Here is a 26988-nt window from a genome sequence, read left to right on the forward strand (position 1 = left end):
CCGTGACGATAGGAGGCAGAAAAAATGGATGTGTTTACACAAATGACTTCGCATGAACAGGTTGTATTTTGTCATGATCCGGATACAGACCTTCGTGCCATCATCGCTATTCATGACACAACACTTGGGCCGGCGTTGGGTGGATGCCGGATGCGAATGTATCGAACGGTGGAGGAAGGACTAGAAGATGTTCTTCGCTTATCAAGAGGTATGACGTATAAATGTGCTGCTGCCGATGTTGACTTTGGTGGGGGGAAATCGGTCATTATCGGTGATCCTCAAAAGAAAACACCTGAAATGTTTCGCGCGTTTGGGCAGTTTGTTGAAAGCTTAAACGGTCGGTTTTACACAGGGACAGATATGGGGACGACACCAGAAGATTTCGTACACGCTTTGAAGGAAACTTCATGTATAGTTGGCGTTCCGAAAGCTTACGGTGGCAGTGGGGATTCTTCCATTCCGACAGCAAAAGGGGTTTTGTATGGGCTGGAGGCAACGAGCGAAGTATTGTTTGGTACGAAAAGTGTAACAGGAAAAACGCTTTCCATTCAGGGGCTAGGAAAAGTAGGAATGAAGGTAGCGGAATCTTTGCTACAACAAGGGGCGCATCTACTCGTTCAAGATATCAACCAAACGGCTCTTGATGCGATCTTGTCAAAGGCAAAGGAAACAGAGGGAACCGTCCGAGTTGTAACAGAGGATGAGCTGTTTGAGGCAGAAGCAGACTTTTTTGTTCCGTGTGCGCTCGGAGGTATTTTAAACGATGACACGATTCCTACTTTAAACGTAAGAGCAGTTGTTGGCTCTGCGAATAACCAATTGCTAGAAAGCTGGCATGGAGATGCGTTACGGGAAAAAGGAATTTTGTATGCGCCTGATTATATTGTGAATGCAGGTGGTCTTATTCAAGTAGCAGATGAGCTGTACGGACCTAACGATGAACGGGTGTTGCAAAAAACGCGAACGATCTACGACACTCTCCTTAACGTCTATCGACATGCGGAAGCAGAAAATGTTTCTACTCATATTGCGGCAGATTTGTATTGTGAAAAAAGAATTGAGCAAAGAAGAAAACGAAGCAGCTTTTTCTCACATCAAAAGCGCCCAAAATGGACGATTCGTAATTAGTACGATGTGTAAATAGGAAGGGGAGCGATGGGTGATGGAAGAAAAATTTCCTATACAACAATGGGTAAGCAACGAAGGAACGTTACGTGATGACTCGCTAAAAGACTCGATTACAAAGTCGTTTATGCAAACCGCATACACACATTTACAACGAGTGAGGGCTTTTGACCAAAAGGCCATTCGACTTCAACGTCAAGGAAGGCTCGGCACCTATGCTCCGTTTGAGGGGCAAGAGGCTGCTCAAGTCGGTAGTGCTCTTGCTTTAGGTGAAGGAGATTGGTTGTTTCCTACATATAGAGATCATGCTGCGACGCTTACATTCGGCCACTCCATGCCCCACGTATTTCTTTATTGGAATGGACGTGTAGAAGGGTGCGTTCCTCCAAAAGGGAAACATATTATGCCCCCGGCTGTACCTATAGCTACTCAAATTCCCCATGCAACAGGAGCCGCGATGGCCGAGCAACGAAAAGGAACCGATCGATTAGCTCTCGTCTACTTTGGAGACGGGGCTACGAGTGAAGGTGACTTTCATGAAGGGTTGAACTTCGCGAGTGTCTTTCAAGCACCTGTCGTGTTTTTTAACCAAAATAACGGCTATGCGATTTCAGTTCCGATTGAGAAACAGATGCGTACGAAAACAATCGCGCAAAAAGGACTCGCTTACGATATTCCAAGTGTGCGCGTCGACGGAAGTGACGTGCTGGCCGTCTATGCAGAGACGAAAAAAGCGGTAGAGAGAGCTCGTTCAGGTGGAGGTCCTACTCTCATTGAAGCAGTGACATGGCGTTTTGGAGCACATACAACTGCGGATGACCCGACAAAATATCGAAATCAAGAGGAAAGCTTAGCAAAAAGAGAAGCCGTTGACCCGATTGTGCGCTTTGAAAAGTTTATGAAAAACTATGATTTTTGGGATGAGTCTCTAGCGAAACAGATTGTGGAAGAGGCGGAGGAGGAAGTAAATCGTGCCGTAGAGGAAATGGAATCGTTCCCGAAAGCTAGTCTTCCAGATTTGTTCGACCATGTGTATGCAAATCCCCCTGCAGCTATCGAAAAGCAAAAGAGGTACGCACTCGGGACTTCAGGAGGTGAGATAGTATGACGACACAAGCAAAAACAGCAACGCGGAAGCTGCCACTCGTTGGCGGTGTGAACGATGGTCTGCGCACAGCTCTCAAGCAAGATGACTCAGTGTTCCTTATGGGTGAGGATATTGGCGTGAACGGGGGCGTTTTTCGTGCTACAGATGGGTTAGTGCAGGAATTCGGTGAAGAGAGGGTAATCGACACACCGCTTAGTGAAGCAGGAATTGTGGGCGTTTCAGTCGGCATGGCTCTGGCAGGGTTCAAACCAGTCATCGAGATGCAATTTCTTGGGTTTATTTATCCGGCTTTTGAACAAATCATGACCCACGTGACTCGCTATCGAATGAGAACAATGGGGGCATACGGAGTGCCTATGGTGATTCGAGCTCCTTATGGGGCTGGCATCCGTGCACCAGAGATCCATTCCGACTCGACCGAGGCTTTATTTACTCACATGCCAGGTTTAAAAGTGGTTTGTCCATCTAATGCTTACGATGCCAAAGGTCTTTTACTTGCGAGCATAGCCGATCCGGATCCAGTGCTTTTCTTGGAATCTATGAGAACATATCGTGCTCAAAAGGTAGATGTGCCTGAAGAGGCATACACTGTGCCAATCGGTAAAGCAGCTGTTTTGAAGGAAGGTACCGACATCTCCATTTTTGCCTGGGGTGCCATGATCTCTGTTAGTTTAGACGCAGCAAGAAAATTAGAAGGAAGCGGCATTTCTTGTGAGGTCATCGACTTGCGTACTTTATCTCCTCTAGATGAGGAAACGATCATTGCTTCTGTGCAAAAAACAGGCCGGGTATGCGTCGTACAAGAAGGACACCAAACGGGTGGGGTCGCTCATGACGTGTTTGCGGTTATTAATGACGGTGCATTTCTTTCCTTACGCGCTCCTCTTGCGAAGGTAGCTGGATATGACGTACCTGTTCCTTTATTTGCGCTAGAGGATCACTACATCCCCACGGTTCAACGAGTAATGGATCAGATCCAACAGACTGTTACGTTTTAAAAGAGCAATAGTTGATGCTATGTGAGTGGAGGGAGGCATTTGTATGGAAGTGAAGTTGCACGATATCGGAGAGGGCATGACAGAAGGGGAAATTTTGCACTATTTTGTAAAAGAGGGCGATTTCGTGAAAATGGACGCTCCTCTATTAGAGGTGCAAACTGATAAAGTGACTGCAGAGATCACGGCACCAGTACAAGGGACCGTTGAAAGAATATACGTGGAAACAGGTACGACAGCAACTGTTGGAACCGTTCTTTTGTCTATTCAAACGACAGTGCAGGGACAAACCGAAGAGACAGTACCTATAAAACATAAGGAAACTTTTGAACCTGTTGTAGCATCTGCATCTGCATCTATAGCACAGACGTCTACTAAACAAGCAGTCACAGCGCTACCTTTAGCCACACCTTACACAAGAAAGCTAGCAAGAGAACGTGGAATCCGTTTAGAAGAGATTGTGCCGACAGGGGTTGGCGGTCGGATTTTGGATGGAGATGTTTTGCAACATACAGAGAACAGAACAGTACCATCAGAAAATTCTACTAGCCCAGAAAATGAAGTGAAGGAAGCTAAACGGATACCTATTCGTGGAAGAAGAAAGCAAATTGCGACGAAAATGACGCAAGCCGCACAGGCAATCCCTCACGTTACTCATTTTGAAGAAATTGATCTGACTCGGCTACTTGCCTTACGAGCGGAGACAAAGGAGGCGACCGGTGTTTCTTATTCGCTTGCTGCCTACTTCGTGAAGGCAATTGAAAAAGCACTAGGCAACTTTCCTGTTTTCAATGGAGCGTTTCAACCACCGTACGAAGAAGTCGTAGTCGCAGATGCCGTACATATCGGATTGGCGACGGATACGGAGGAAGGGCTGATCGTGCCTGTGATTCGTCATGTGCAGAGGAAAAATATTGCCACGATCGATAAGGAAATGAAAGAAGTAAACACGGCCGCTCGAGAAAATCGTCTCACATCGCAACAGTTAGGTGGGAGCACATTTACGATGAGCAACGTCGGCCCACTAGGAAGTACAGGGGCTACTCCGATTCTAAACGCTCCCGAAACAGGGCTGCTCGCCTTCCACAAAACAAAGGAAAGACCTGTTGTTCGAAACGGAGAAATCGTCATCGGACAGGTGATGAACGTATCCATGAGCTTTGATCATCGGGTAGTAGACGGAGGAACGGCGGTAGCGTTTACGAACAAGGTTAAACGATATTTAGAGTTTCCTATCCTTCTATGTTCGGAGCTGATGTAAATGGTCGTCGGAGAATTAACACAGGATTGTGAACTCGTTGTGGTGGGTGGTGGCCCTGCAGGATATACTGCGGCCATTCGGGCTGCACAGCTCGGTAAAACAGTAACACTTATTGAACGGAGGGCACTCGGGGGAGTTTGTTTACATGAGGGATGCATGCCGTCCAAAGTATGGGCTCATGCTGCGGCTGAATGGTCCAAAAGCAAACATCGCACCCAGCTTGGTATTCCTCAAGCAAAAGGAGAAGATTTTCAGTTTCAAAAGCTAGCTTCCTATCAAAAACGAGTACTCCGCACGTTAGAAAAGGGAGTTCAGCACTTACTGAATTCCTTGCAAATAGATGTGCTTGAAGGAGATGCTTCTTTCCTTGATGAACATCGTTTGTTTGTTCAAGGAGAGCGGGAGAGCACGACGGTAAAATTCGAACAATGTATCATCGCAACAGGAACCGTTTTACAGCCACTAGATTCTATCAAGGTAGACGGAAGAGTGGTTCGCACGATGAGACAGCTTTATGATGCAGGTCAAATTCCTGAAGAATTGACCATAGTAGGACATGAGCCGTGGTGTGTAGAAGCGGCATGTACTCTAGCTACTTTGGGAGTTCCTGTTACTTGGTATCAGACAGCCGAATGGGAATGGGACGCCACACTCGTGTCGCATTTGGAGAAGGACTTAAAGGGAAGATCAGTCACTCATCATCGCGTAAGGCAAGTAACCTTTGAGAATGAGGAAGAACGTGTAAGTGGAGAGGCTTGTTTGTTAGACGGAACTACGCTTTCATTTGAAACGGCCTGTTTAGCGGTTTCTTTACGTGCTGTAGTCCCTGCTGAGGAACTTGGATTGCTGAAAGCAGGAATCGATATTCAAGAAAACGTCATCAACGTTGACGAGCAAGGTAGAACGAGCACGCCTCATATTTTCGCCGTCGGAAGTGTAACAGGGACAGTGTGGGCGAATGATTCTATTGCTGCGGCAAAACGTGTGGCAGCTACCGTTTGTGGACAAGAGGAGGATACGTTTTCATATGGGGCACCGCGTGTGCTATATACGAATCCGGGCATTGCTTCTATTGGTTTGACAGAGGAAGAGGCTCGCCATCAATTTGAACAAGTATCTACTGGAACCTTCTCTCTATCGGGAAATGGCTGGGCTACGGTAACTGGAGCCCGCGCCGGTTTTGTGAAATGGGTAGTAGATGAAAGCACCGATCGCGTCGTGGGGGTTCACATTGTGGCGGATCAAGCCCAAGAGTTAATCGCCAGCGGTACGCTAGCCTTTCACCTGCTCGCGCGCAAAGAAGATATTTTACAAGCTTACCAACCACATCCTGGAGTAGGTGAAGCCTTGACAGAAGCGATGGAAGCTTTGCAAGGGCAAGCGATTCATCAAGTTAACCTTTCCAAGCAAGTTGTCTACTAGAACGATAGCATGCTGACCTCAGTGATCTGTACTGAGGTCTTTGGTGTGGGGAAAGGTTCTGTATTTTGTCATGACTGGCTCTCATCATTCATAAAGTAGACGTGATGGGAGGGTTTGTTCGTGTGGAAAGAGTTTAAGAAGTTTGCGATGAAGGGAAACGTCATGGATATGGCCATAGCAGTTGTAATTGGAACTGCGTTCGGAAAGATGGTCGACTCCATGGTGAACGATTTGATTATGCCTTTTTTTGGAGTGCTTGTTGGAGGAATCAATCTTTCGACTAAGAGTATAACGATTGGACAAGTAGTTGTGAAATACGGGGCCTTTCTACAGACGATGATTGACTTCTTTATTATTGCTTTCTCTATATTCCTCGCAATAAGGGTAGTCAATCGTATACGCGGGGACGAGGAGGAAGAAGCCCCATCTCAAAAGGAAAAGCCACCGGTTAAAGATGACCTGATTAGAGAGATTCGCGACGTCCTGCATGAGCGTTTGCCTCGAAACATAGAGACGAAAACAAACGGTATTGTCGTTCATTTTCAAGACAAGCAAAAAACAACTGATCGAGAGAAGCAAATTCGTTGACGGACGATAGAATAGTCTGTACTATTGATAATGTATTACCTAATAATAATTACAAAGAGAAAATGATTATTTAAACCCAAGGAGGAGACAGTATGACAAAACGGTTAACAACAAACCAAGGTGTACCGATTGGGGACAATCAAAATTCCAGAACGGCTGGCGCGAACGGTCCTACTTTAATTGAAGACTATCAACTTATTGAAAAGCTTGCTCACTTTGACCGAGAGCGAATTCCAGAGCGCGTAGTTCACGCACGTGGATCAGGTGCGCATGGCGTTTTCATTACAAAACAATCTATGAAAAAATATACAAAAGCAAATTTCTTGCAAACTCCTGGAACAGAAACGCCGTTGTTCGTTCGTTTCTCCACGGTAATTCACGGTCAACACTCTCCTGAAACGTTACGCGATCCACGCGGATTTGCGATTAAGTTTTATACAGAGGAAGGGAACTGGGACTTTGTAGGGAACAACTTGCCGATCTTCTTCATTCGAGACGCGATGAAATTCCCAGACATGGTCCATTCCTTAAAGCCAGATCCTCGAACTAATATTCAAGATCCGACACGCTATTGGGATTTCATGAGCTTAACACCTGAATCTACTAACATGATGGTGCATTTGTTCACAGACGAAGGGATCCCTGCCACTTATCGTCATATGCGCGGTTCTAGTGTGCATGCATTCAAATTTGTAAACGAGTATGGAAATACTACTTACGTGAAATTCCGTTGGGTACCAAAAGAAGGCGTCAAAAATTTAAGCCTAGAGCGTGCTGCTGAAATTCAAGGGGAAGACTTTAACCATGCAAGTGCTGATTTATACAACGCAATTGAGCGCGGGGACTATCCGGAGTGGGATCTTTATGTGCAGCTATTGGATCCAGCAGACATGGATAACTATGACTTTCATCCGCTAGACACAACGAAGGATTGGTTAGAAGAAGACTTCCCATTCCATCATGTGGGAACCATGATTTTGAACCGTAACCCTGAAAACGTGTTTGCGGAAACAGAACAGGTTGGTTTCAATCCAGGTGTACTCGTACCAGGAATCCAAGCTTCTGAGGATAAAATGCTACAAGGGCGTTTGTTCTCCTATTCTGATACGCAACGGTACCGTGTTGGAGCCAACTACTTACAGCTTCCGATTAACTGCCCGTTTGCACAAGTGAACAGCTACCAACGCGATGGTGCAATGGCGTTCAAACAACCAGCCGATCATATTAATTATGAGCCAAACAGCTATGACGATCGTCCGAAAGAGGATTCTGCATACGTTGAAGATCCACAACCGATTCTTGGTGATCAAGCTGTGCGTGCGAAAATCGATAACCCGAACGATTTTGGCCAAGCGACGAAAGTGTACAACAGCTACACTGAGGAGCTAAAGCTACAGCTAGAGCGCAACTTAACGAACGACCTGAAACAAGTAAAAGAAGAGCGCATTCAATTGCGTGCGATTTGCAACTTCTACCGAGTGGATGAAGAGCTTGGGAAGAAGCTTGCAGCTAACTTGAACGTGGATTTAACTCCGTACTTGGAGCATTTGACTAAAGCGTAAAACACCCTACACAATGGATTCAGCCCTTGAACGGAGTCTTTCTCTGTTTAAGGGCTTTTTGTATTGAAGTAACGAAAAAGGAAAAATCCTTGAAGTGAATTATGAATAGTGTTTATAATTAGAGTATATGGAAAATTTAACTTTATTGGAGGTGTTTGTTTTGAAATTGACTTATGCTATTGCAATAGTAGGAATCGTAGTTTTGAGTTTTTTTGTTAGTACAGATTCTACTCTAGCAGGGGAGTCTGAAAATAGGTTTAAACAAGATGTAGAGTTTCGAGAAAAAATGGGATTAAATGCTGATTTAGAACATATTCAACAAGTTGTGACTGAGAAAAACAATAAGGCTTCTAAAAAACAGCACGGGGTGTATTTAACTGTCGAGGAAATGCAAGACCTTAATGAACGAATTGCTCATCAAAGTGAGTTCATGCCGATAATTCTAGAGTATGTTAACGAAAATATTACGGAAGAGGATTTCGGGGGGCTTTACATTGACCAAAGTGAGAAAGGAACGCTATATATTTCATTCACGAAAGATTTAAAACATTTCAAGAAAGAAATTAAAGATCTAGCAAAGTTGTATAAAAAGGAGCAAAAAGTAAAGTTTCGCTTCGTAGAAAGTAGCTATGAAGAATTGCAACAGCAAAATGATGCAGTGTGGAAACTTTATGATTTACTAAAAAAGCAGGGAGTAAATATAAAGGCAGTAAAAACTGACGTGAAAAGTAACGCTGTTGAGATTAGTGTGTATCCTTTAAACAGTGAAATTAAAGCAGTATTGAAACAAAATCTGAAATTCAAATATAAGGTCAAAGAAGAGAAAAGGAACGGTGCAGATGAGTCAAGGTATGACTACCAGCGACCTTTAGAGGGTGGGCTAGCTATTGAAAACCTTGATTATAATCAAGATGGAGTAGGTTACTGTACCAGTGGATTCTCGGCTGTGCACCAAGGTGATCTTTACTTAGTTACTGCTGGTCATTGTGGGGATAGTGGAGATCGTTATAACCAGGGAGGAACATATTTCGGCTACATGGAGAAAGTAGCTGACAATGCTAATACAGATATAGGACTTATCAAATTAAGTATTGATAGCCACGCAGGTATTGGGAATTACGAGAAAGATAATTTCACTGATTGGCAGAGGGAATATGAAAAATATGTCGGGCAATACGTCTGTAAAAATGGAATAACGACAGGAAATACATGCGGCACAGTTGAAGACATTGATTATTCTTGGTTTGGGCACTATGATTTTGTTGCTGCTGATTACGGTAGCGATAATGGAGATAGCGGTGCACCAGTTTATAAAGGTGGACTTATTGTAGGAATTCATAAAGGCACCTATTTTGGTTACAAAGTTTACACGCCGGTTGATCAAGCTGTTGACTATTATAATTTATCACCTTTATTTTAAGGGGATGATTCAGTGAAATTGATTAAACTTCTCGTTTTCCTGACTGCGTTTGTTCTTCTTAGCGGATGTAATCGTTACGAAGCGATAGAAGTTGAAGTTGTAAATGTCGGAGATGGATCTTATCTATTTAATATCTCGGATCTTGTGAAGAGTTCCGACATAAATGAAGTGGGGCACTTTTTAGAAATCAAGAAGGAAAACGTAGGCGAAATCGTTGGTAAGGAAGAGTTGGAAGAAGGCGATCTGGTAAGACTGGAGTTTGACGAAAAGTATACAATATCTAGTCAAAAAGTTTCTGATGATATAGTTGTAGATAAAATCGTTATAATAGATTAAAATAATGACGATAGATAGCTAGAGGTTAATTTATCTCCCCTAAAAGGAATGGTGTTACTAATTCTTTTAGGGGTTATTTTTACTGATAAGAGAATCAAGGTGTAGTACATTCACTTAATTTTTTTCAGACTAGTTGCTATCCTTGACGACAGCTGTGGAAAAAGTTAGAATACTTTGTATCCTGTTCGAAATATTTAGAAGATGAAAGGCTAAGATCGCGACGTCCTAGTAGGGAACCTCGGCTAATTTCGCTGCTTCCATGCCGCAACGCCGAGCCACTCGCGTCCTGCGAGCGAGCGCCTTTCTGACCCACATCGTGTGGGCCCTCGCGAAATGACTATCATGGTTTCCACCTAATATCCTGTGTGTCACCGCGCACAGACGAACGAAGGAGACCTGATTCATGTCTATTCAAGATCACCCAGATTACGAAGCCGAGTGTCAGCGGTTACAGTTTACCCGCCACTACATGGAAGCTGTCATTCAAACCGCCAAAACGAGTACCAGTCAGTTTCAAGAGAATATTCAAGCCGCTTTTGAAGATGTCGATTGGCTCGAGTCAAGCTTAGGTTATAACCAAATTTTGATGAACGCTCGCTTTTTCGAAGTATCAAAAAGTGATGTCGAAAAGTTGGAAGCGCTTCATCCAAAGCCTTATTTTGCCCGTATCGACTTTTTAAGAGACGGACAAGACAACACCGAAGTGTATTACATTGGCAAAACATCGCTTTACCAGCACGAGGATCAAGAGCCGATTATCGTTGATTGGCGCTCGCAAATTTCCAATTTGTATTATGAAGGTCGAATTGGAAGGGAGAGCTATAAGGCAGAAGGTGGCACCTATCACGGAGAGCTGTCCACAAAGCGTCAGTACACGATCGAAGAAGGTGCTTTGCAAGACATCCGGGACATCGATCTAACGACAACAGACGAACTTCTGCAGGACTCTCTTGCCAAATCAGCGAGCAATCGACTAAGTGACATCGTGTCGACGATCCAAGAGGAACAAAACGAGATCATTCGCGCCGACTTAAACAAGCCGATTATCGTGCAAGGGGCGGCTGGGTCTGGAAAAACGACGATTGCGCTACATAGAATCTCGTACTTCATTTATCAATATGCGGAACACTTCCGTCCTGAAGAACTGATGATTCTGGCTCCAAGTCGATTGTTTATCGATTACATTTCCGAGGTACTCCCAGAACTCGGTGTAGACCGGGTACGTCAAACCACCTTCGCAGATTTTGTGCAGAGTTGTCTGACACAAAAAATCAAGCTAGCTCCAGACAAAAAGCTAATCAACCTCGTAGAACAACCAACAGAAGAAGTGAAAGAAGCAGCCTTCGTTGCACACATAAAAGGCTCCCCGCAGTTTGAACAAGTACTTCGGGGTTATTTGCGATCTATCGAGAAGACGTTTTACCCACGGAAAGACTTTCAAGTAGACAAATATAAATTGTATGGAAAACAAAAGCTTGCGCGCCTCATGAAGGAGGATTTCGTATATCTTCCTTACCAGAAGCGAGTGATCAAGGTGAAGGGAATTTTGCAAGCCGACTTACGGAGAAAGCGTCCAGTCATGCGTAAGCAACTGAAGGATTTCTTTGAAAACAAAATTGAGCGCGGACTGTACGGAATCAAAAACGATGCGAAGCGAAAAGCCTACGTCTCTGAAGCGCTCGACCGTCAAGCGGAGCGAACAAAACAATTGGAAGCTGCTTTGCGAACGGGCGTGAGTTCATACATGCAGCAATTTCCGAAAAAGAAGCTACTCACCTACTACAAAGAATTGTTCCACGATCCAGATGCATGGCAACAGTATGCTCAAGGAGTGGTCGACGAACAGACCGCGCAGAGGGTGTGTACATATACCGAACGCATGCTAAAAAAAGGACTGTACGAACAAGAAGACTTAGCTGCCCTCCTTTGGCTACAAACGGATATTTTCGGTGTCGACCGCGAGCTAAAAAGTAGAAATGTCGTCATTGATGAAGCGCAGGACTACAGTTATTTGCAGTTTGCCTCATTAAAAAGAGCGCTAGAAACCGATATGTTCACGGTCGTTGGGGATTTAGCACAAGGAATTCATTCTTATCGGGGGTTGACCGATTGGCAGGTGCTCATCGAAAAATTATTTCCACGAGCGCAATATCGCGAATTACAAAAGAGCTACCGGACGACGATTGAAGTCATGAATGAAGCCAACCGACTTTTGCCTCTTATGGTGGAGGAAACGCCAGCAGTGGAACCTGTTGTACGGCATGGCGATGTTCCCATCGTGATAACAGGAATGGATGAGTACAGCTTTGTACGTGAATTCGAGCAACAATATGCGAAAGATAAAGGAGACGGATTACTTACTTCCGCCATTATTGTGAAGACGATGCGCGACGCGAACCGATTGCGAAAGGCTTTTGAGCAACAGGCTGTGGATATTCAATTACTCGAGGAACAAGCAGCCTACGATACGACAAAGCCTGTGATCGTGCCGTCGTACTTGTCAAAGGGACTTGAGTTTGATGTCGTGACGGTTGTTTCTTTAGATGAGGTTTACAAGAAAGAGCAGCCACTTGACGTGAAGCTTTTGTACGTAGCGATGACGCGTCCGCTTCATCGGTTACGGATGTATGCGAAAGCGGAAGGTGCGTTTGCGGGAGATTTGTTTCAACACCTAGACCCGTTATAAAAAGGCTGTTTTTTAAAAGGTTGTGGCTTTATTTGAGAAGTTGTATTGCACAATAGCTATATGATGCGACGTACTGCTATGTTGATTTCCGCTGCAGGCGGACGCTTTCCGCGGGGCGGGCGGTGAGCCTCCTCATCGCTGCGCTCTTGCGGGGTGAAATGCGGAGGCGGTCCGTTTTTCTCCCTCGGAAAAATGTTCTTTGGCTTTAGAGGCGCTTTTTGCCTCAAAAGACGAAGGTTATTTTCAGACGGGAGCAGACCGCTGCAGCTAGACACGTCTCACCTGTCCCGCTGATCCCGCAGGACAAGGAGGAAAGGCTAAGGGCGCCACGTCCTGTGGCAACGCCTTTCTGACCCACGTCCTGTGGGCCTCCGCAGTGAGCGTACTTTGCGAACGAGGAGGCTCAGCGCGGAGCCCGCGGAAAGCGAAGTGTATTTCCGGAGCGGTATTCAAGCGCTATGAATGTGCATTACGTCGCATCATGGGATAACTGTGTAGTAAAAACAACAAAGAATACGAAAATCCTGTGGAAATAATTGGTAGGAGTCACTTGGTGGCTGCTGCTTTACTTTTGGGAGAGCCTTTTATTAGTAGCAAACTTCTCAAAATGGTAAAATAAAACTGAAAACTAAAGTGAAGGAGTGAGACTGTGAGACCTTCGAATATTTCATTACATAACGGAGTGCAAATACCGGAATTCGGACTTGGCGTGTTTAAGGTTGAAGAGGGCACGCAAATTGAGAAAACGATCGGAACGGCAATTGACCTTGGCTATCGACTAATCGACACGGCAACGTTTTATGAAAACGAAGAAGGTGTGGGAAGAGCGGTTCGAGAAGCTAGTGTGCCACGTGAAGAGTTATTTGTCACAACGAAAGTGTGGAATTCCGATCAAGGATACGATGAGACGCTTCGGGCTTTTGAAACAAGTCAAAAGAAGCTCGGACTTGACGTTATTGACTTATATTTAATCCATTGGCCAGTCGTGGGAAAATACAAAGACACATGGAGAGCGTTGGAGCGCTTACATGACGAGGGTTCCGTTCGAGCAATTGGTGTGAGTAACTTCCAAACGCACCATCTAGAAGATTTAATGGCTCGTGCAAATGAAAAGCCGACGGTGAACCAAGTTGAGTTGCATCCTTTATTATCACAGGAGCCGCTTCGCGAATTTTGCGCAGCTCAAGATATTAAAGTGGAAGCATGGTCGCCGATTTCGAGAGGACGTTTTTTAGAAAATCCGACGCTCTTGCACCTGTCTGAAAAGTACGGGAAAACTCCTGCACAGCTTATTTTACGTTGGCACGTGCAACATGGAATTATTGCGATTCCAAAATCAGTAACGCCTGCGCGCTTGCAAGAAAACATCTCTATTTTTGATTTTGAACTTTCTGCGCAAGATGTAAAAACGATTGACCTTATGAATGAAAACCAACGATTTGGTGCGGACCCAGACAATTTTGATTTTTAAGTAGCTTCGGTAACCTTAATGCCTTTGAGGTTACTGAACGCTAATGTCTTGACTTCGAGATAAGCAAGGTGATACTATTGTCTCGAAGTTGAGATATTTGTCCGTGACGTAAAGGTTTGCCCTGAATGTGGGGGAACTCGCAACTATTTGTTCAACAACGAAGAATTTGCGTGTCTTTCGGTCATACTAGGACAGTCTTAGGAGGCGAACGCTTTTGTCTCTAGCTACTCGTATTAAGTCATGGTTTGCATCACAACAACCTGAACAACAGAAAGGTGAGGAAGAAAACATGTCAGTCAAATTAGCAATTGTGTATTACAGCCAAACAGGAACGAACTACCAAATGGCCAAGTGGGCAGAAGAAGCGGCAACAGAAGCAGGAGCGGAAGTGAAGTTACTTCGCGTAGAAGAACTTGCACCAGCAGCTGTTATTGAAGGACAACCAGCTTGGAAACAACACTTAGAAGATACGAAAGACGTTCCAGTAGCGAAACCAGAAGATCTTGAGTGGGCAGATGCCATCATTTTCAGCTCCCCAACACGGTTCGGAAACGTCGCATCACAAATCAAGCAATTCATGGACACAACTGGTGGTCTATGGGCACAAGGCAAGCTAGCAAACAAAGTCGTGAGTGCGATGTCATCTGCTGCGAACCCACACGGTGGCCAAGAACAAACGATTACAGCGATCTATACAACGATGATGCACTGGGGAGCGATCATTGCTGCACCAGGCTACACAGACGCATCCCTCTTCGCTGCCGGCGGTAACCCATACGGAACAAGCGTGACGATCGACCAAGAAGGAAAAATGGTTGAAGACGTTCAAGCAGCCGTTAAGCACCAAGCAAAACGTACAGTACAAGTTGGTGGCTTTGTTAAAACAGGTTTTGGTCAATAATCCAGTTTGTGACGCGTCCTCTTTTTAGTGAAGAGGGCGTTTTTTCTGCGTACGGGACATGCTAACCCAGGTTTAAGAGCGTTAATTCAGATTTAAGAGCGCTAGTCGCGGGATAAGAGCGCTAATCCAGGTTTAAGAGCGTTAGTCGCGGGATAAGAGCGCTAATCCAGATTTAAGAGCGTTAGTCGCGGGATAAGAGCGTTAATTCAGATTTAAGAGCGTTAATCCAGAATTAAGAGCGTTAATTCAGATTTAAGAGCGCTAATCCAGGTTTAAGAGCGCTAATCCAGGTTTAAGAGCGTTAATCCAGAATTAAGAGCGCTAATCCAGGTTTAAGAGCGATAACCCAGGTTTAAGAGCGTTAATTCAGATTTAAGAGCGATAATCCAGGTTTAAGAGCGTTAATCCAGAATTAAGAGCGTTAATCCACGTTTAAGAGCGATAATCCAGATTTAAGAGCGCTAATCCAGAATTAAGAGCGTTAAGTCCTAGTTAATCCCGTAGACACGCAACATTCTTAGACTGGTACGTTCTGCCCCCCATAATTGCAACAATTACCACCCTCAATTGAAGAAAATCTATGTTATTCTAGTGTCATGTTACGAGACCGTTACACATAAGTGACAAAAAGGGGTGATGAGACGTGAAAGTAGCCATTGCTTCTACTGACGAGCAAGATGAACACATACAAAAATTGGTGGACGCTTTTTACACCACCATTTTTCCTCGTTTCTTTTCAGATGAACAAATTCAAGATTTTGAGAAGTGGAATGTTCTACATATTGCTCCGACAGACAGAGGATACATCGGAACATTAAAGGAGGCTTTTCAAATTATATCCATTTTACAAACGATCATTTCTATCATTGAGATGAACGAACGTGGAGAGCTTGAGGCGAAATACGAGGACATGTTTGAGGAAAACGTAGAGAAGCTGCAACAGTTTGGAATTAGTTTTCCGTTTACGTTTGAGCAATTTCAAGAGCCAAGGTCCAATTATTATGACGAGATCAGCGTATACGGAAAAGCAGCGAATGAAGTACTTGCTTAGTGTGTGAGCCTCCTATTGGGGGCTTTTTTTTTGGTGGGAGTGTACTTTTTTAAAAACAGAACATCTCATCCCACGTCTTATAAATGCATGATTCTAGTGTTTATTTTATAGGCTATTTTATAGAGAAAGGCCATTTTATAAGACTCGTATGTTTTTGCAAATAGTGGAATTTCCTATGAACTTCCCCATCTTTTTGATAAAATATTAACAAAGTTTTGGATCAGGGGGAGTTTCATGAAGTGCTACGGTTGTGGGCGTCCTGTTCATAAGGACGATAAGTTTTGCGGAACGTGCGGTAGAGTACTACAATATGGGAACGAGATAAAGTCTTATCGGCTACCGTTTCAAAAAACGTGTCGCCAATGTGGGCATGCGTCTAGTTGGTCGGCGCTACATTGTGGGCAATGCGGCGAATTACTAGCGGGTGCAGGTGCAGGAGCGCAGCCGCTTCATAATCGATTCGATACAGAACCGTTCACACCGTTTGACAAAGGGGAGTATGTTGAAAAAGTCAATCGTCCAGAAGAATGGGACGAGACCGCCGCAACTAAAAAGCAGGAGCCAATACAGTCAAGCGGTACGATTTCTTCTGATTTGCTAGTAGATAAATTTGAAAACAAAGTAAATGCACTTGTGAAGGATACTGTCACGAAGATGAAAACAAAATCTTCACCTATTTCGTGGCTAGCATTGTTTTCAGGGTTAGCAGTTTCCGGATTGCTTTTATATGTCGTGGCGGTTTTTGTGTCAGCAGATGTGACAAATTATTTAGAAGTACTTTTTGTAAGCAATTATCAGTATTATTCATTTTCAAGTGATCAAGGTGCTATGACCGACATGCTCTCTTTTAGGGATATAGACGTTTTCCTTACCTTGAACCAGCTTTCATTTACATCCGAGCTTCTGTCAACCATTGGGACGGAGCGTATGGAGATGTTGGAGAGGACGATATCGACGAACTTAGTGTCCTATTTACCTGTAGTTTCCGCTGTGTTGTTCCTTGGGGGGATCATGATCGCGCTTGTTGCAAAACAAATGAACAAGCAGGTGAACCTGGGTGCCATTATCATGTATGGAGCGTTGTATGGCATTTTGTTAGCTATATTGAGTGTGCTTGGAAGTCAAAATGAAGTAGTGGAAGGATGGCGACGTGGTGCGGAAACAACAGTGTCGCTCTCTTACAATCCGTTTGAAGCGTTTGGAAATGGATTTTTGTTAGCGTTTTTATTTGGTTGGTTAGGAATAATGGTCGTGAAGAAGTGGGAATTTTTACGTGATCCTAAACGAATGTTCACCTCGCTCAGCCCGCTTCAGTCAAGTTTTCTGTTTGGCACGGGGGCTGCAGTTTTGTCCATTGTCCTCCTACTAGTCGTTTACTACAGTGTGGTCGACGTTCGTAACGAACAATTGCAAACATTTTTGGAAAGGTACTTAGGACAACAACAGTTCTCGTCAATATCCGAGGAGGAAGCGTCGACCTACGTAGGACGCTATGCATTGCTGTTCGTTGGGTTAGCACACTTTGCGATATTTTCGATGCAGTCTATTTTTGGTGGACCGACCTCCTACGCAAATTATTCACTATGGGGTATTGGGGAAAACACGAATCAGTCTGTAATGGATCAGACCGGTTTTCGCGAGTTGTTACTATTGGATTCAACGTGGGCACTTTTTATTCCGCTTGTCATGATCGTTACAATCGGGGCGCTTTGGTCAAAACGATTCGGCTTCCGGTGGATGTATTTGCTCGTGTTCTCTCTTGTATATTCGTTTGTCGTTACTTTCTTTGTGCAATTTGCTACGACGACTATGAACATAAGAAGTGAATATGAAAACAACTACTTTGATAATATTGAAGCGATGACTGGGTTCATGAGTGTCCAATTATTTTTCACTACATTTTTAGTGGTAGTTGTGGCTGTCATGAGTGGTGGCCTCGTCATGAGCCGACTAAATCGAAATCGTTTGATCGAGCATGAAGAACACGTGGAACAAGTATGATGAAACGAACGAGACTCTTTACTTTTCAAAGAGTCTCGTTTATTTTTGTGCGTTTTACAGAAGTGAGGTGAGCATACAAACGAGTGGTGTGGTGAACCTTGCGTTTTTGTGCAAAACACGCTACAACAAAGAGAGGCATTTTCGCTTTTTCGAGTGGTTGAGAGAAAGGAAGTGGCATCATGAATGAATTGGATTTAAGTCAATTTGAAATAAAAATGATCGTCCGTATGCTAAAGCGTGAAGACATTGATGAGTTACTAGCTCTACAAGAAAAGTGCTTTCCGGGAATGGATCCGTGGAAGCGTGAGCACCTAGAAAGTCATCTCCGGATCTTTCCTGAAGGGCAGTTTGTTGCAGAACTTGATGGTGACATTATCGGTTCTTGCTCGAGCTTGAGAATTAATTTTGACGAGTACGATGACCGTCATACGTGGGACGATATTACTGATCGTGGTTATATTACTAATCATGATCCAGACGGATATAACCTATACGGAATTGAAGTCATGGTCGACCCACAATACCGTCGCATGAAGGTGGGGCATCGACTATACGAAGCACGTAAAGACTTAGCGCGCCGCTTAAATGTGAAGAGCATCATTATTGGTGGGCGAATTCCGAATTATCATAAGCATGCAAACGAAATGTCTCCACGGGAATATGTGGAGGAAGTGCGCATGCATAAAATCTATGACCCAGTTCTTTCATTCCAATTGTTCAATGGATATTCGCTCATGAGAATTAACCCAAATTACTTGCCTGACGATGTAGCATCACGGAAATACGCTACGCTAATGGAATGGAATAACATCGATTACCGTTCTGTTTCAAAGCGTTACTACAAAACGAGCAACCCTGTCCGCATTTGTGCGGTGCAATATATGATGAGGCAAATCGACTCATTTGAGGAGTTTGCCAATCAAGTTGAGTACTTTGTTGATGTAGCATACGATGCAAATTCGGATTTTGTTGTGTTTCCAGAAATCTTTACAACGCAGCTCATGAGCTTTTTAAATGAAAAGGTTCCTTCTCAAGCGATTCGCCGTTTGACAGAGTATACAGAGCAGTATATTGAGCTGTTCACTAGTTTGGCCGTCCGTTACAATGTCAACATCGTAGGTGGATCTCATTTTGTGAAGGAAGACGACGAGGAGATTTACAACATTGCGTACTTATTCCGTCGCGATGGAACGATTGAAAAGCAATACAAACTGCACATCACACCTAATGAGCGGCGCTGGTGGGGCGTGAGTGAAGGCGATGGTATTCACGTTTTTGATACAGATTGCGGGAAAATCGCCATCAGCGTTTGCTATGATATTGAGTTTCCCGAAGTTGCCCGAATTGCAACCGATATGGGAGCCAAAATTCTATTCGTTCCGTTCTGTACGGAAGATCGTCAAGGTTACTTACGAGTTCGCTACTGTGCGCAAGCCCGGGCCGTCGAAAATCAAATTTATACGGTGATCTCAGGCACAGTAGGAAACTTACCACAAACCGAAAATATGGACATTCAATACGCACAGTCTGCTATTTTTGCTCCGTCCGATTTTGAATTTGCACGTGATGGGATTGTCGGCGAAACGAACGCGAATATTGAAATGGTACTGATCGGCGATGTGGATTTAGAAATCTTGCGAAGACAACGCCAAAATGGTACGGTACGACAGTTGAAAGATCGAAGACCAGACATATACAACGTAGACTATTTTCAGCAAGATGATGAATAACGGCGTATGTAGAAAGGTGACCTGCTCGTGAGGTGCACAACAGCAGGTGAAGAACGTGTACGATGAGCTCGTTCTGTATGTAAAGGCTTTTCAAAATGTACATCAAAATAGTTCAAATTAAAAGGGATGATCTTTTACAGATCATCCCTTTCCTCGTTCCAGCTCATCTTTACCCTTTTTGTATGCTTTGTTTCATTGATACAACGGCTCAAGTGTGGCTTGATCCGAAATGTCGTGTGCGTGGTCAACATAGGTGAGAAAATCATACAGTTCGTGTTCAACGGTTCCATAATCGTGTGAGAAATGGTATGCGTGCAAAAAATGCTCAATTTTTTTTGATAAAAAGTCATCTTTTGTGCGTACCATGAGAATAAGCAGGTTATCCCATTGAGAGCGATGCAAGTAGTATAAAGCACGATCGTAATCAATGGAATTCATTTTTTTACGCCCTCCTTTCAATTTCGAGGTGGGGCTATTTCTATCGTGTCTCTTTCGTCCAAAAACTTGATGCCTAAAAGTTGGTGATGCCTGTATGATGCGATCGTTAGAATTTGGAGGAATACCCAGTGGCTTTTTGCAATTCATGTTTTTTCAGCTGGATAATTGTGGTGAGGATGAAAAGACGCACTTAGCTCAAACTACAAGTAAAACTTTTTCATGATGAACTCTTTTCATTCTTCTTCAGATCTTCCGTCTAGTCGGCAAATTCCCTTCATACATTGTGATAAGGAAGAAAAGGGGGCCGTACGATGCGTGTTGAAGATGAAAAGCAACTGGAGAAGGCCATCGATGAGATTACTGAGATTGCGGAAGGTTTCGGTCTAGACTTTTATCCGATGCGCTACGAGATTTGTCCTGCGGATATTATTTATACGTTCGGGGCGTACGGAATGCCAACGCGATTTTCTCACTGGAGCTTTGGAAAACAGTTCCATAAAATGAAATTGCAATACGACCTTGGATTAAGCAAAATTTATGAGCTCGTCATTAATTCTAACCCATGTTATGCATTTCTACTCGATTCTAACTCCCTCATTCAGAACAAATTAATTGTGGCTCATGTGCTTGCACACTGCGATTTCTTTAAAAACAATTTACGCTTTCAAAATACGAAAAGAGATATGGTGGAGAGTATGGCTGCGACTGCGGAAAGAGTACGCCAGTATGAAATGCAATACGGTAAGGAAGCTGTGGAAGCGACTTTGGACGCGGTATTAGCCATTGAAGAACACATTGACCCGTCGATCATAAAGCCTCATTTATCAACACAAGATGAAGATGAGTGGGAAGAAAGTGGTGACAGAAAGTTGTCGCCATACGATGATCTTTGGTCATTAGACGAAGAGATACCAAAAAGAAAACGTACAGGAGCTAAACGGAGAAAACCTTTTCCACCAAAACCTGAAAAGGATCTTCTTTTGTTTATCGAAGCACACAGCCGCGAACTGGAAGATTGGCAACGAGATATCGTGACGATGATGCGAGAGGAAATGCTGTACTTTTGGCCACAACTTGAAACGAAAATTATGAATGAAGGATGGGCGTCTTATTGGCATCAACGTATTTTACGTGAAATGGATTTGACGAGTGGTGAATCCATAGAATTTGCAAAATTAAATGCTGGGGTTGTGCAACCTTCACGTACACAAATTAACCCTTACTACTTGGGTCTAAAGATATTTGAAGACATTGAAGAGCGATGGAACAACCCGACAGAGGAGATGATAGAACGTGGGGTTGAGCCGGGGAGTGGTCGTGCGAAATTATTTGAAGTTCGTGAATTAGAATCAGACATTTCTTTTTTAAGAAATTATGTAACGAAAGATTTAGTCATGCGAGAGGATATGTACCTGTTCCAAAAACAGGGAAGGGATTACAAAATTGTAGACAAAGACTGGACTGGGATACGCGACCAACTCGTGACGATGCGTGTCAATGGAGGCTTTCCATACATTACGGTGAACGACGGGGATTACTTACGTAACGGCGAGTTGTATTTGAAGCATTGGTACGAAGGGATTGAATTGGATCTCACCTATTTAGAAAAGGTCGTTCCGTACATTCATCGCTTGTGGGGCAGAACGGTACATATGGAAACGATCGTGGAGAACAAAGATGTGCTGTTTAGTTACGACGGCAAAGGACTACACAGAAAATATTTATAAAGTGCATATCTACTCAAATGCGGACGGAACCGGACGGCGCGAACTGAGCCCTTTTATACGGACTAACGGCGGAAGAGCTCAATTAGCTCTTCCGCTGTTAGTTAAGAACCCCCTTCTGGACAATATCGACATGGACATCTACGGAAAATGGCATCTTTGTATACGTATCCTTCCAATCTAAATCCTCCCATACGTCTTTGTTGAACGCCATCATACGTCTCCCAATCCCAAAACCATCACACCGTGCTCTCTGTAGTTTCCGTACGACACTTGTTGCTTCTTTAGTAAGGAGTTTTGCAAGCCACTGATTTAATTGGTCAATTTTTTCCTGAGAAGCTAATTCATTTGGTGGATATTCTATAATTTTGATCTCCAAGTTGACGTCCATGTTTACATACACCTCATCTGGTTCGTTAGCCGTTACGTGAATGGCTCTGTCGACTTCTTGCACCTCAAAAGTAATGTAGTCGGTCACTTCCTTCTCGGTACCGATGGGTTTTGTTAATCGAGCAGTTCTCTCAAGGCGATCATTGAGTAAAATGTACAGTGTGGCATCATCACCTAGTAGCTCCCCAGTTAAAGAGCGACCGTCAAATAGGCTCACTCCGATGACTTCGGCACTCACTTCTCCAGATGTTGTTTGCAGCAACGGTAGCGAAAAATCTTGTCCTGGATCTAGTAACTTTGAACTGAGTGTTTGAATATTTTCCCGAAACACGGTGGTCGATTGTTCCGCACTTTCAAGTAAGTCAGACACATATTCACTGACGGTTCCTTGTGTGTCAGCAACCGAACGCATCAAATCCTCACTTTTTCCTCTTACGACGGCAATACGGGCATTTAACGCACTCCTCGGGTCACGATAAAAGATATCGAGAAGTGGGAAAATATCTTGTTTCGCTAGTTCTTCTCCTAATAGGATGACGCGTAGTTTAGAGGAATCAAGTTTTTCCGAGACACGTCTATCTAGTAAAGAACGGCTTTCCCGCGGGGTATGTGATTCTATTTGGATGATCCTTACAGCGTTATCAGTACTCCCGGCAGCTATATTTCCTTCAAATTGCCTTGTTGAGATGGATGTGGACAGTTCTTTTTCCTCTCCTTTATCAAATCCGATACTCAAAACTAGACTCACATCTTTTAATAAGTTTTGATCCCAACAGGCAGTTAGACTCAGTAAGGTAGTGATGCAGAGTAATACGCGTAGAAGTTTTGACCAACTCCTCAATTACGTTCCTCCTTTTCAAGTGCAAATTTTTGTAATTTACTTGGAGATGTCATGACAAGTACAAAGAATAAAAGAGGAATCGCAAAAACAAATAAAAAGCTACTGTTTGTTACGTAGGAGGAAAACTGTATCACTCGTTCTTCAGAGTCGATTGGAAAGAGTGACCCTACATAAATGAGTCCTGCAATCCAGGTGACAACCGTTTTATGGTGCCTTTTGTTAAGTGTTTTAGCTAGACCCGCTGATGCGATATATAAATAGTTCACTAAAGAAGTAAAGGCACAGACGATCCAAATCGATAAAAACAGCAAGTCTGTTCTTTCAATAATTTGGAAAGAAAATGACTTCAATATATACAAAACAGGTTCGGGGATTAGCGTGAGTTCCACAGGGCTAAAAAACATGTAGCAGACGATAGTTACATAAACGTAAAAAAGGGTCAGTACGAAATTGGCAAGCGAAAATGCTGTGAGTTTTTTTCTGGCATCTCCAGAAATGAACGGATAGAGGACGAGGATGATCTCGAAGCCAAGCATGGCAGTCGTGGCATCCTTAGTCGTAGAAAATATGTCCGCCCAGCTTGCTTGAAATAAAGGCAAGACGTATAACGGGTTGACGTATTGGATGGTATACGTAATAAGAAAAAGTAAGACGAACAATAGCGGGGTAACAAACACATTAAAACGCGCAAGTATTCGAATTTGCTCTCTAGCTAGATAAAGAGCGGCGATAACGAGCATAAACCCGATGATCCAGGTTGGTGTCAACGGTAGTACCCAGCGGTTAATCATCCGCACGAAGAGGACCACGAGTAAAATACCAACCAATGAAAAATAAAGGATATAGACGAAAATAACCGCGCTACCAAAACGCTTCCCGCAGTAAGCAGTTAGCACGTCATAAAAATTCAGTTCAGGATGGGCACGAAGCATAAGAACGAAACAAAGAATAAATAATTGAATAGCGAAACCTGCTAAAAGAATGGAAAGCCAGCTATCCGTCCCTGCACCGACATAAACTACATAAGGCAACGACAAAACACTAACCCCAATTTGAGTTTGTAAAATAAAGAAAAAGGATTGAGCAGGTGTAATGGTTTTCTCTTGTGCCTTCACTCTTGTTTCCAGCCTCTCGTGTCACGAAGCCTAACAATAAGTTTAGGCTTTGCATCCGCAGGTCGTCTTGACATCGTCCATAATGGAAAACGGACAAACGTATCTTTCCAGTCAGTCAATCGTAACGGAGCGAACGGTGCAAAGTAGGGAACGCCTAGTGTTTCCAACTTGCACAAATTGATCAAAATAAAGATGAGTCCGAAAACAATCCCGACAAACCCGAACGTCGCCGCTAACACCATCAACGGAAAACGCAATAGACGGACAGTTGTACTCATTTCATTGGAAGGGACGATGAAAGAGGAAATAGCCGTAATGGCGACGACCACAATCATCAAATTGGAGATCAGCCCCGCTTGCACGACAGCATCGCCTATGACGAGACCACCAACAATCCCGATCGTTTGACTGATAGGGGAAGGCAACCTGATCCCAGCCTCCCGAATGAGTTCAATCGTTACTTCCATAATGAGCGCTTCGATTAGTGGGGGGTAAGGGATCCCCTCCACCGCATACTTCACTGGCCAAATTAGATCGTTCGGAATAACCTCCAAATGGAATCCGATGACAGAGATATAAAAGGCGGGAAGCGTGATCGCAATGAGAAAACTAAATAAACGCAACAACCTGATAAAAGTGGCAGGAATCCAGCGACTGTTGTAATCATCTGGCGACTGATAAAAGGAAAAAAAGGTGGCCGGTGCGATGAGAGCAGTAGGCGTTCCTTCACAAAGTAAAGCAATTCTTCCTTCCATAATATTTCCTTCTACACGATCTGGTCGCTCCGTGTTTAAAAGCTGTGGAAAAAAAGACATCGTATTATCTTCAATAAATTCCTCAATATAGCCTGGTGAAATGATCATATCTGTGTCAATGTATGCTAATCTCCGCTTTACTTCTGTGAGCAACGTGTCATTTACCAAATCCTGAATATAAACAATGGCAACACGAGTATTTGTGCGGCTGCCGAGTTCTATGAATTCCACAGTTAAGGAGGGATCTTTGAGGCGATACCGTAAAAGATGAATGTTCGTGTCTAGCTTCTCTATGAATCCATCGTGAGCTCCACGAATAATCCGCTCAGAATCCGGCTCGGAAATGGGACGAGCAATTGTATTTTCCAAAGAAAGTACGTACCAGTTTTCATCACCTGAAATCGTGGCGACAATATTTCCAGAGACTAGCATGGACTTGAGTTGTGCCTGATTTTGTGGCTGTCTTCTCGAGTAATCATGTAAAAGAGTCGAGGGGTGTACGCTTTCGTTCTCTTGAAACAAGCGAAAAATTTGTTCTTCAAGCTGTGTCTCTGCGGCAAGTGTGTTGAAAAAATAGAACGTGACAGGCAACCCATAAACAATTGTTTCACGCTGAACAAAATCAGCATTCCTATCGAAACAATCCCGCAAATAAGACTGGCGCTCCTCATACGAAACAGGCAAGTTGCCTCGACATTGAGCAAACAACACGATCACCTACCTTCATTCTCCAATTAGGTATTAGTGTGATGGATAGGAGAAAGTTTATACATATTTGCGAGGGATCAGATGAATTACCCGTCGATAAATGGCGGCACCTCCCTGTACATTGTGTCGCAACATGGCCAGCAATTATTTAGCCAAAGGGTAGAAGTGATCGGAGGGCTTCTTCTGGATGAAGTGGCAGAGGGAGCGTTCTTTGCGAGCGAGGAGGCTCAGCTCGAGCCCGCGGAAAGCGAAGTGTATTTCCGGAGCGGTTCGAAGCACTTTTATGAGGTTTTTGTTATGTCGTATCATGCAGCTAGTGTGCAATAAAACTTCTCAAATAAAGCCACAACCTTTTAGAAAACAGCCTACGAAATATGTAGAATAACAAAAAAACCCATTCGTCTGATGCGAATGGGTTTTGGTAAGTCTAGACGGTTATGACAATTTTACCTCTAGTACGTCCTGTCTCACTTTGCTCGTGAGCCTCTCTAATTTGGTCGAGCCCAAAAGTGTGGGCCACAATCGGTTTGATCGCCTCGTCCTCAAGCATTATGCCGATTTTGGCGAGTTTTTCACCGTCAGGATTTAAGAATACATAAGTAGCTTTGAATCCTTTTTGTTTCGCAACTTCCTGATCTGGCTGACCTGCAATGGAAACGAGAAATCCTCCTCTTTTTACGAGGTTGTGTGCTTGGGTAAGTGTCTCTCCACCAACCGTGTCGTACACAACGTCGACAGGTGCAATCGCTGTCATGTCATCTTTCGTATAGTCAATTACTTCATCTGCGCCGAGCTGTTGAACAAATTCTACGTTTTTTGAACTGCAAGTCGTAACTACTTCAAGTCCTTTTGCTTTTGCAAACTGGATGGCAAAAGTACCGACACCACCTGAACCACCTAAAATAAGAATTCGTTGCCCAGGCTTGATGTTTGCGTTATCCACGAGGCATTCCCATGTCGTTAATCCAACGAGTGGAATAGACGCGGCTTCTTCATAGGAAAGATTTTTCGGTTTCGGTGCTATGAGATGGGAAGGAACAGCCACGTATTCAGCATACGTTCCGTTGCGTGTGATCTCGGGACGAGTAAACACTTCATCCCCGACTTGCCATCCTTTCACCTGTTCACCAACTTCAGCGATGACACCCGCAGCATCCCAGCCAAGGATGAGTGGAAACTCGTATGGGATCATTTCACGTAAATAGCCTTCTCTAATTTTCCAATCAACAGGATTTATAGATGTTGCTTTCACCTTCACAAGTACATCGTTAGGGCCGATCTGTGGTTTTGGTACCTCTTTAACAGTGAGTGTTTCTGGTCCTCCGTATTCTTGGATTACCGCCGCTTTCATAATAAAACC

The 26988-nt window shown here is 43.9% G+C and carries 22 protein-coding genes; 17 read left to right on the forward strand and 5 right to left on the reverse strand.

Annotated elements, in window-relative coordinates; all coding sequences use genetic code 11:
• The first annotated feature begins 24 nt into the window (after positions 1 to 24).
• The 15 genes from HHK01_RS04375 to HHK01_RS04445 all read left to right on the forward strand — a co-directional run bounded on the left by HHK01_RS04375 (position 25) and on the right by HHK01_RS04445 (position 19657).
• Positions 25 to 1128 carry a Glu/Leu/Phe/Val dehydrogenase gene (locus HHK01_RS04375; RefSeq protein ID WP_170006579.1) on the forward strand — a complete coding sequence of 368 codons (1104 nt, stop codon included), beginning with the start codon at positions 25 to 27 and terminating at the stop codon, positions 1126 to 1128.
• 34 nt (positions 1129 to 1162) lie between these two features.
• Entirely contained in the window at positions 1163 to 2233 is a 1071-nt protein-coding gene (gene pdhA, locus HHK01_RS04380; protein WP_170006580.1) for a pyruvate dehydrogenase (acetyl-transferring) E1 component subunit alpha, read from the forward strand.
• Positions 2230 to 3231 carry an alpha-ketoacid dehydrogenase subunit beta gene (locus HHK01_RS04385; RefSeq protein ID WP_170006581.1) on the forward strand — a complete coding sequence of 334 codons (1002 nt, stop codon included), beginning with the start codon at positions 2230 to 2232 and terminating at the stop codon, positions 3229 to 3231. The genes pdhA and HHK01_RS04385 overlap by 4 nt, the downstream gene beginning before the upstream one ends.
• Before the next feature lie 43 nt (positions 3232 to 3274).
• Complete coding sequence (locus HHK01_RS04390) at positions 3275 to 4489, forward strand: dihydrolipoamide acetyltransferase family protein (RefSeq protein ID WP_170006582.1); 1215 nt, start codon at positions 3275 to 3277, stop codon at positions 4487 to 4489.
• The gene (locus tag HHK01_RS04395) at positions 4490 to 5911 is read left to right on the forward strand and encodes a dihydrolipoyl dehydrogenase family protein (protein ID WP_170006583.1); all 1422 of its coding nucleotides are present in this window, start codon (positions 4490 to 4492) and stop codon (positions 5909 to 5911) included.
• Between the two features lie 120 nt (positions 5912 to 6031).
• Positions 6032 to 6499, forward strand: a complete 468-nt coding sequence (gene mscL / locus HHK01_RS04400; protein ID WP_170006584.1) for a large-conductance mechanosensitive channel protein MscL — start codon at positions 6032 to 6034, stop codon at positions 6497 to 6499.
• A gap of 92 nt (positions 6500 to 6591) precedes the next feature.
• Positions 6592 to 8061: a catalase gene (locus HHK01_RS04405; RefSeq protein ID WP_170006585.1), complete on the forward strand. Its 1470-nt coding sequence runs from the start codon at positions 6592 to 6594 to the stop codon at positions 8059 to 8061.
• Between the two features lie 127 nt (positions 8062 to 8188).
• Positions 8189 to 9481: a S1 family peptidase gene (locus HHK01_RS04410; protein ID WP_228027655.1), complete on the forward strand. Its 1293-nt coding sequence runs from the start codon at positions 8189 to 8191 to the stop codon at positions 9479 to 9481.
• Positions 9482 to 9493: 12 nt separating this feature from the next.
• Positions 9494 to 9817: a hypothetical protein gene (locus tag HHK01_RS04415; RefSeq protein WP_170006587.1), complete on the forward strand. Its 324-nt coding sequence runs from the start codon at positions 9494 to 9496 to the stop codon at positions 9815 to 9817.
• Between the two features lie 403 nt (positions 9818 to 10220).
• On the forward strand, positions 10221 to 12503 hold the full coding sequence (locus HHK01_RS04420) for a HelD family protein (protein WP_170006588.1): 2283 nt from the start codon (positions 10221 to 10223) through the stop codon (positions 12501 to 12503).
• Between the two features lie 649 nt (positions 12504 to 13152).
• Entirely contained in the window at positions 13153 to 13974 is an 822-nt protein-coding gene (locus tag HHK01_RS04425; protein WP_170006589.1) for an aldo/keto reductase, read from the forward strand.
• A gap of 289 nt (positions 13975 to 14263) precedes the next feature.
• Complete coding sequence (wrbA, locus tag HHK01_RS04430; protein ID WP_170008654.1) at positions 14264 to 14875, forward strand: NAD(P)H:quinone oxidoreductase; 612 nt, start codon at positions 14264 to 14266, stop codon at positions 14873 to 14875.
• Between the two features lie 643 nt (positions 14876 to 15518).
• The gene (locus HHK01_RS04435) at positions 15519 to 15926 is read left to right on the forward strand and encodes a DUF5365 family protein (RefSeq protein ID WP_170006590.1); all 408 of its coding nucleotides are present in this window, start codon (positions 15519 to 15521) and stop codon (positions 15924 to 15926) included.
• Between the two features lie 234 nt (positions 15927 to 16160).
• Positions 16161 to 17927 (forward strand): zinc ribbon domain-containing protein, encoded by a 1767-nt coding sequence (locus HHK01_RS04440; RefSeq protein ID WP_170006591.1) that lies wholly within the window; start codon positions 16161 to 16163, stop codon positions 17925 to 17927.
• Between the two features lie 176 nt (positions 17928 to 18103).
• Positions 18104 to 19657, forward strand: coding sequence for a carbon-nitrogen hydrolase family protein (locus tag HHK01_RS04445; RefSeq protein ID WP_170008655.1), 1554 nt, complete (start codon positions 18104 to 18106; stop codon positions 19655 to 19657).
• A gap of 192 nt (positions 19658 to 19849) precedes the next feature.
• Here the strand turns inward: HHK01_RS04445 and HHK01_RS04450 are convergent, their stop codons facing one another.
• Complete coding sequence (locus HHK01_RS04450; protein WP_170006592.1) at positions 19850 to 20095, reverse strand: YhdB family protein; 246 nt, start codon at positions 20093 to 20095, stop codon at positions 19850 to 19852.
• Positions 20096 to 20406: 311 nt separating this feature from the next.
• Between HHK01_RS04450 and HHK01_RS04455 the strand changes: the two genes are divergently transcribed.
• Positions 20407 to 21822: a SpoVR family protein gene (locus tag HHK01_RS04455; protein WP_170006593.1), complete on the forward strand. Its 1416-nt coding sequence runs from the start codon at positions 20407 to 20409 to the stop codon at positions 21820 to 21822.
• Between the two features lie 97 nt (positions 21823 to 21919).
• Here HHK01_RS04455 and HHK01_RS04460 read toward each other — a convergent pair whose 3' ends face one another.
• Genes HHK01_RS04460 through HHK01_RS04470 form a run of 3 tightly spaced genes read right to left on the reverse strand, consistent with a single transcriptional unit; the run spans position 21920 to position 25637 of the window.
• Positions 21920 to 23050, reverse strand: coding sequence for a Ger(x)C family spore germination protein (locus tag HHK01_RS04460; RefSeq protein ID WP_170006594.1), 1131 nt, complete (start codon positions 23048 to 23050; stop codon positions 21920 to 21922).
• Positions 23047 to 24165: a GerAB/ArcD/ProY family transporter gene (locus HHK01_RS04465; protein WP_170006595.1), complete on the reverse strand. Its 1119-nt coding sequence runs from the start codon at positions 24163 to 24165 to the stop codon at positions 23047 to 23049. The genes HHK01_RS04460 and HHK01_RS04465 overlap by 4 nt, the downstream gene beginning before the upstream one ends.
• Positions 24162 to 25637, reverse strand: a complete 1476-nt coding sequence (locus HHK01_RS04470; protein ID WP_170006596.1) for a spore germination protein — start codon at positions 25635 to 25637, stop codon at positions 24162 to 24164. Before HHK01_RS04470 ends, HHK01_RS04465 begins: the two co-directional genes overlap by 4 nt.
• 72 nt (positions 25638 to 25709) lie before the next feature.
• Between HHK01_RS04470 and HHK01_RS04475 the strand changes: the two genes are divergently transcribed.
• Positions 25710 to 25955, forward strand: coding sequence for a hypothetical protein (locus tag HHK01_RS04475; RefSeq protein ID WP_170006597.1), 246 nt, complete (start codon positions 25710 to 25712; stop codon positions 25953 to 25955).
• Between the two features lie 100 nt (positions 25956 to 26055).
• On the opposite strand, the gene HHK01_RS04480 is transcribed toward HHK01_RS04475, so the two are convergent.
• Positions 26056 to 26979 carry an NADP-dependent oxidoreductase gene (locus tag HHK01_RS04480; protein WP_170006598.1) on the reverse strand — a complete coding sequence of 308 codons (924 nt, stop codon included), beginning with the start codon at positions 26977 to 26979 and terminating at the stop codon, positions 26056 to 26058.
• Between the last annotated feature and the right edge of the window lie 9 nt (positions 26980 to 26988).

This window comes from Bacillus fonticola, assembly GCF_012955605.1.
Lineage (GTDB): Bacteria > Bacillota > Bacilli > Bacillales > JC228 > Bacillus_CG > Bacillus_CG fonticola.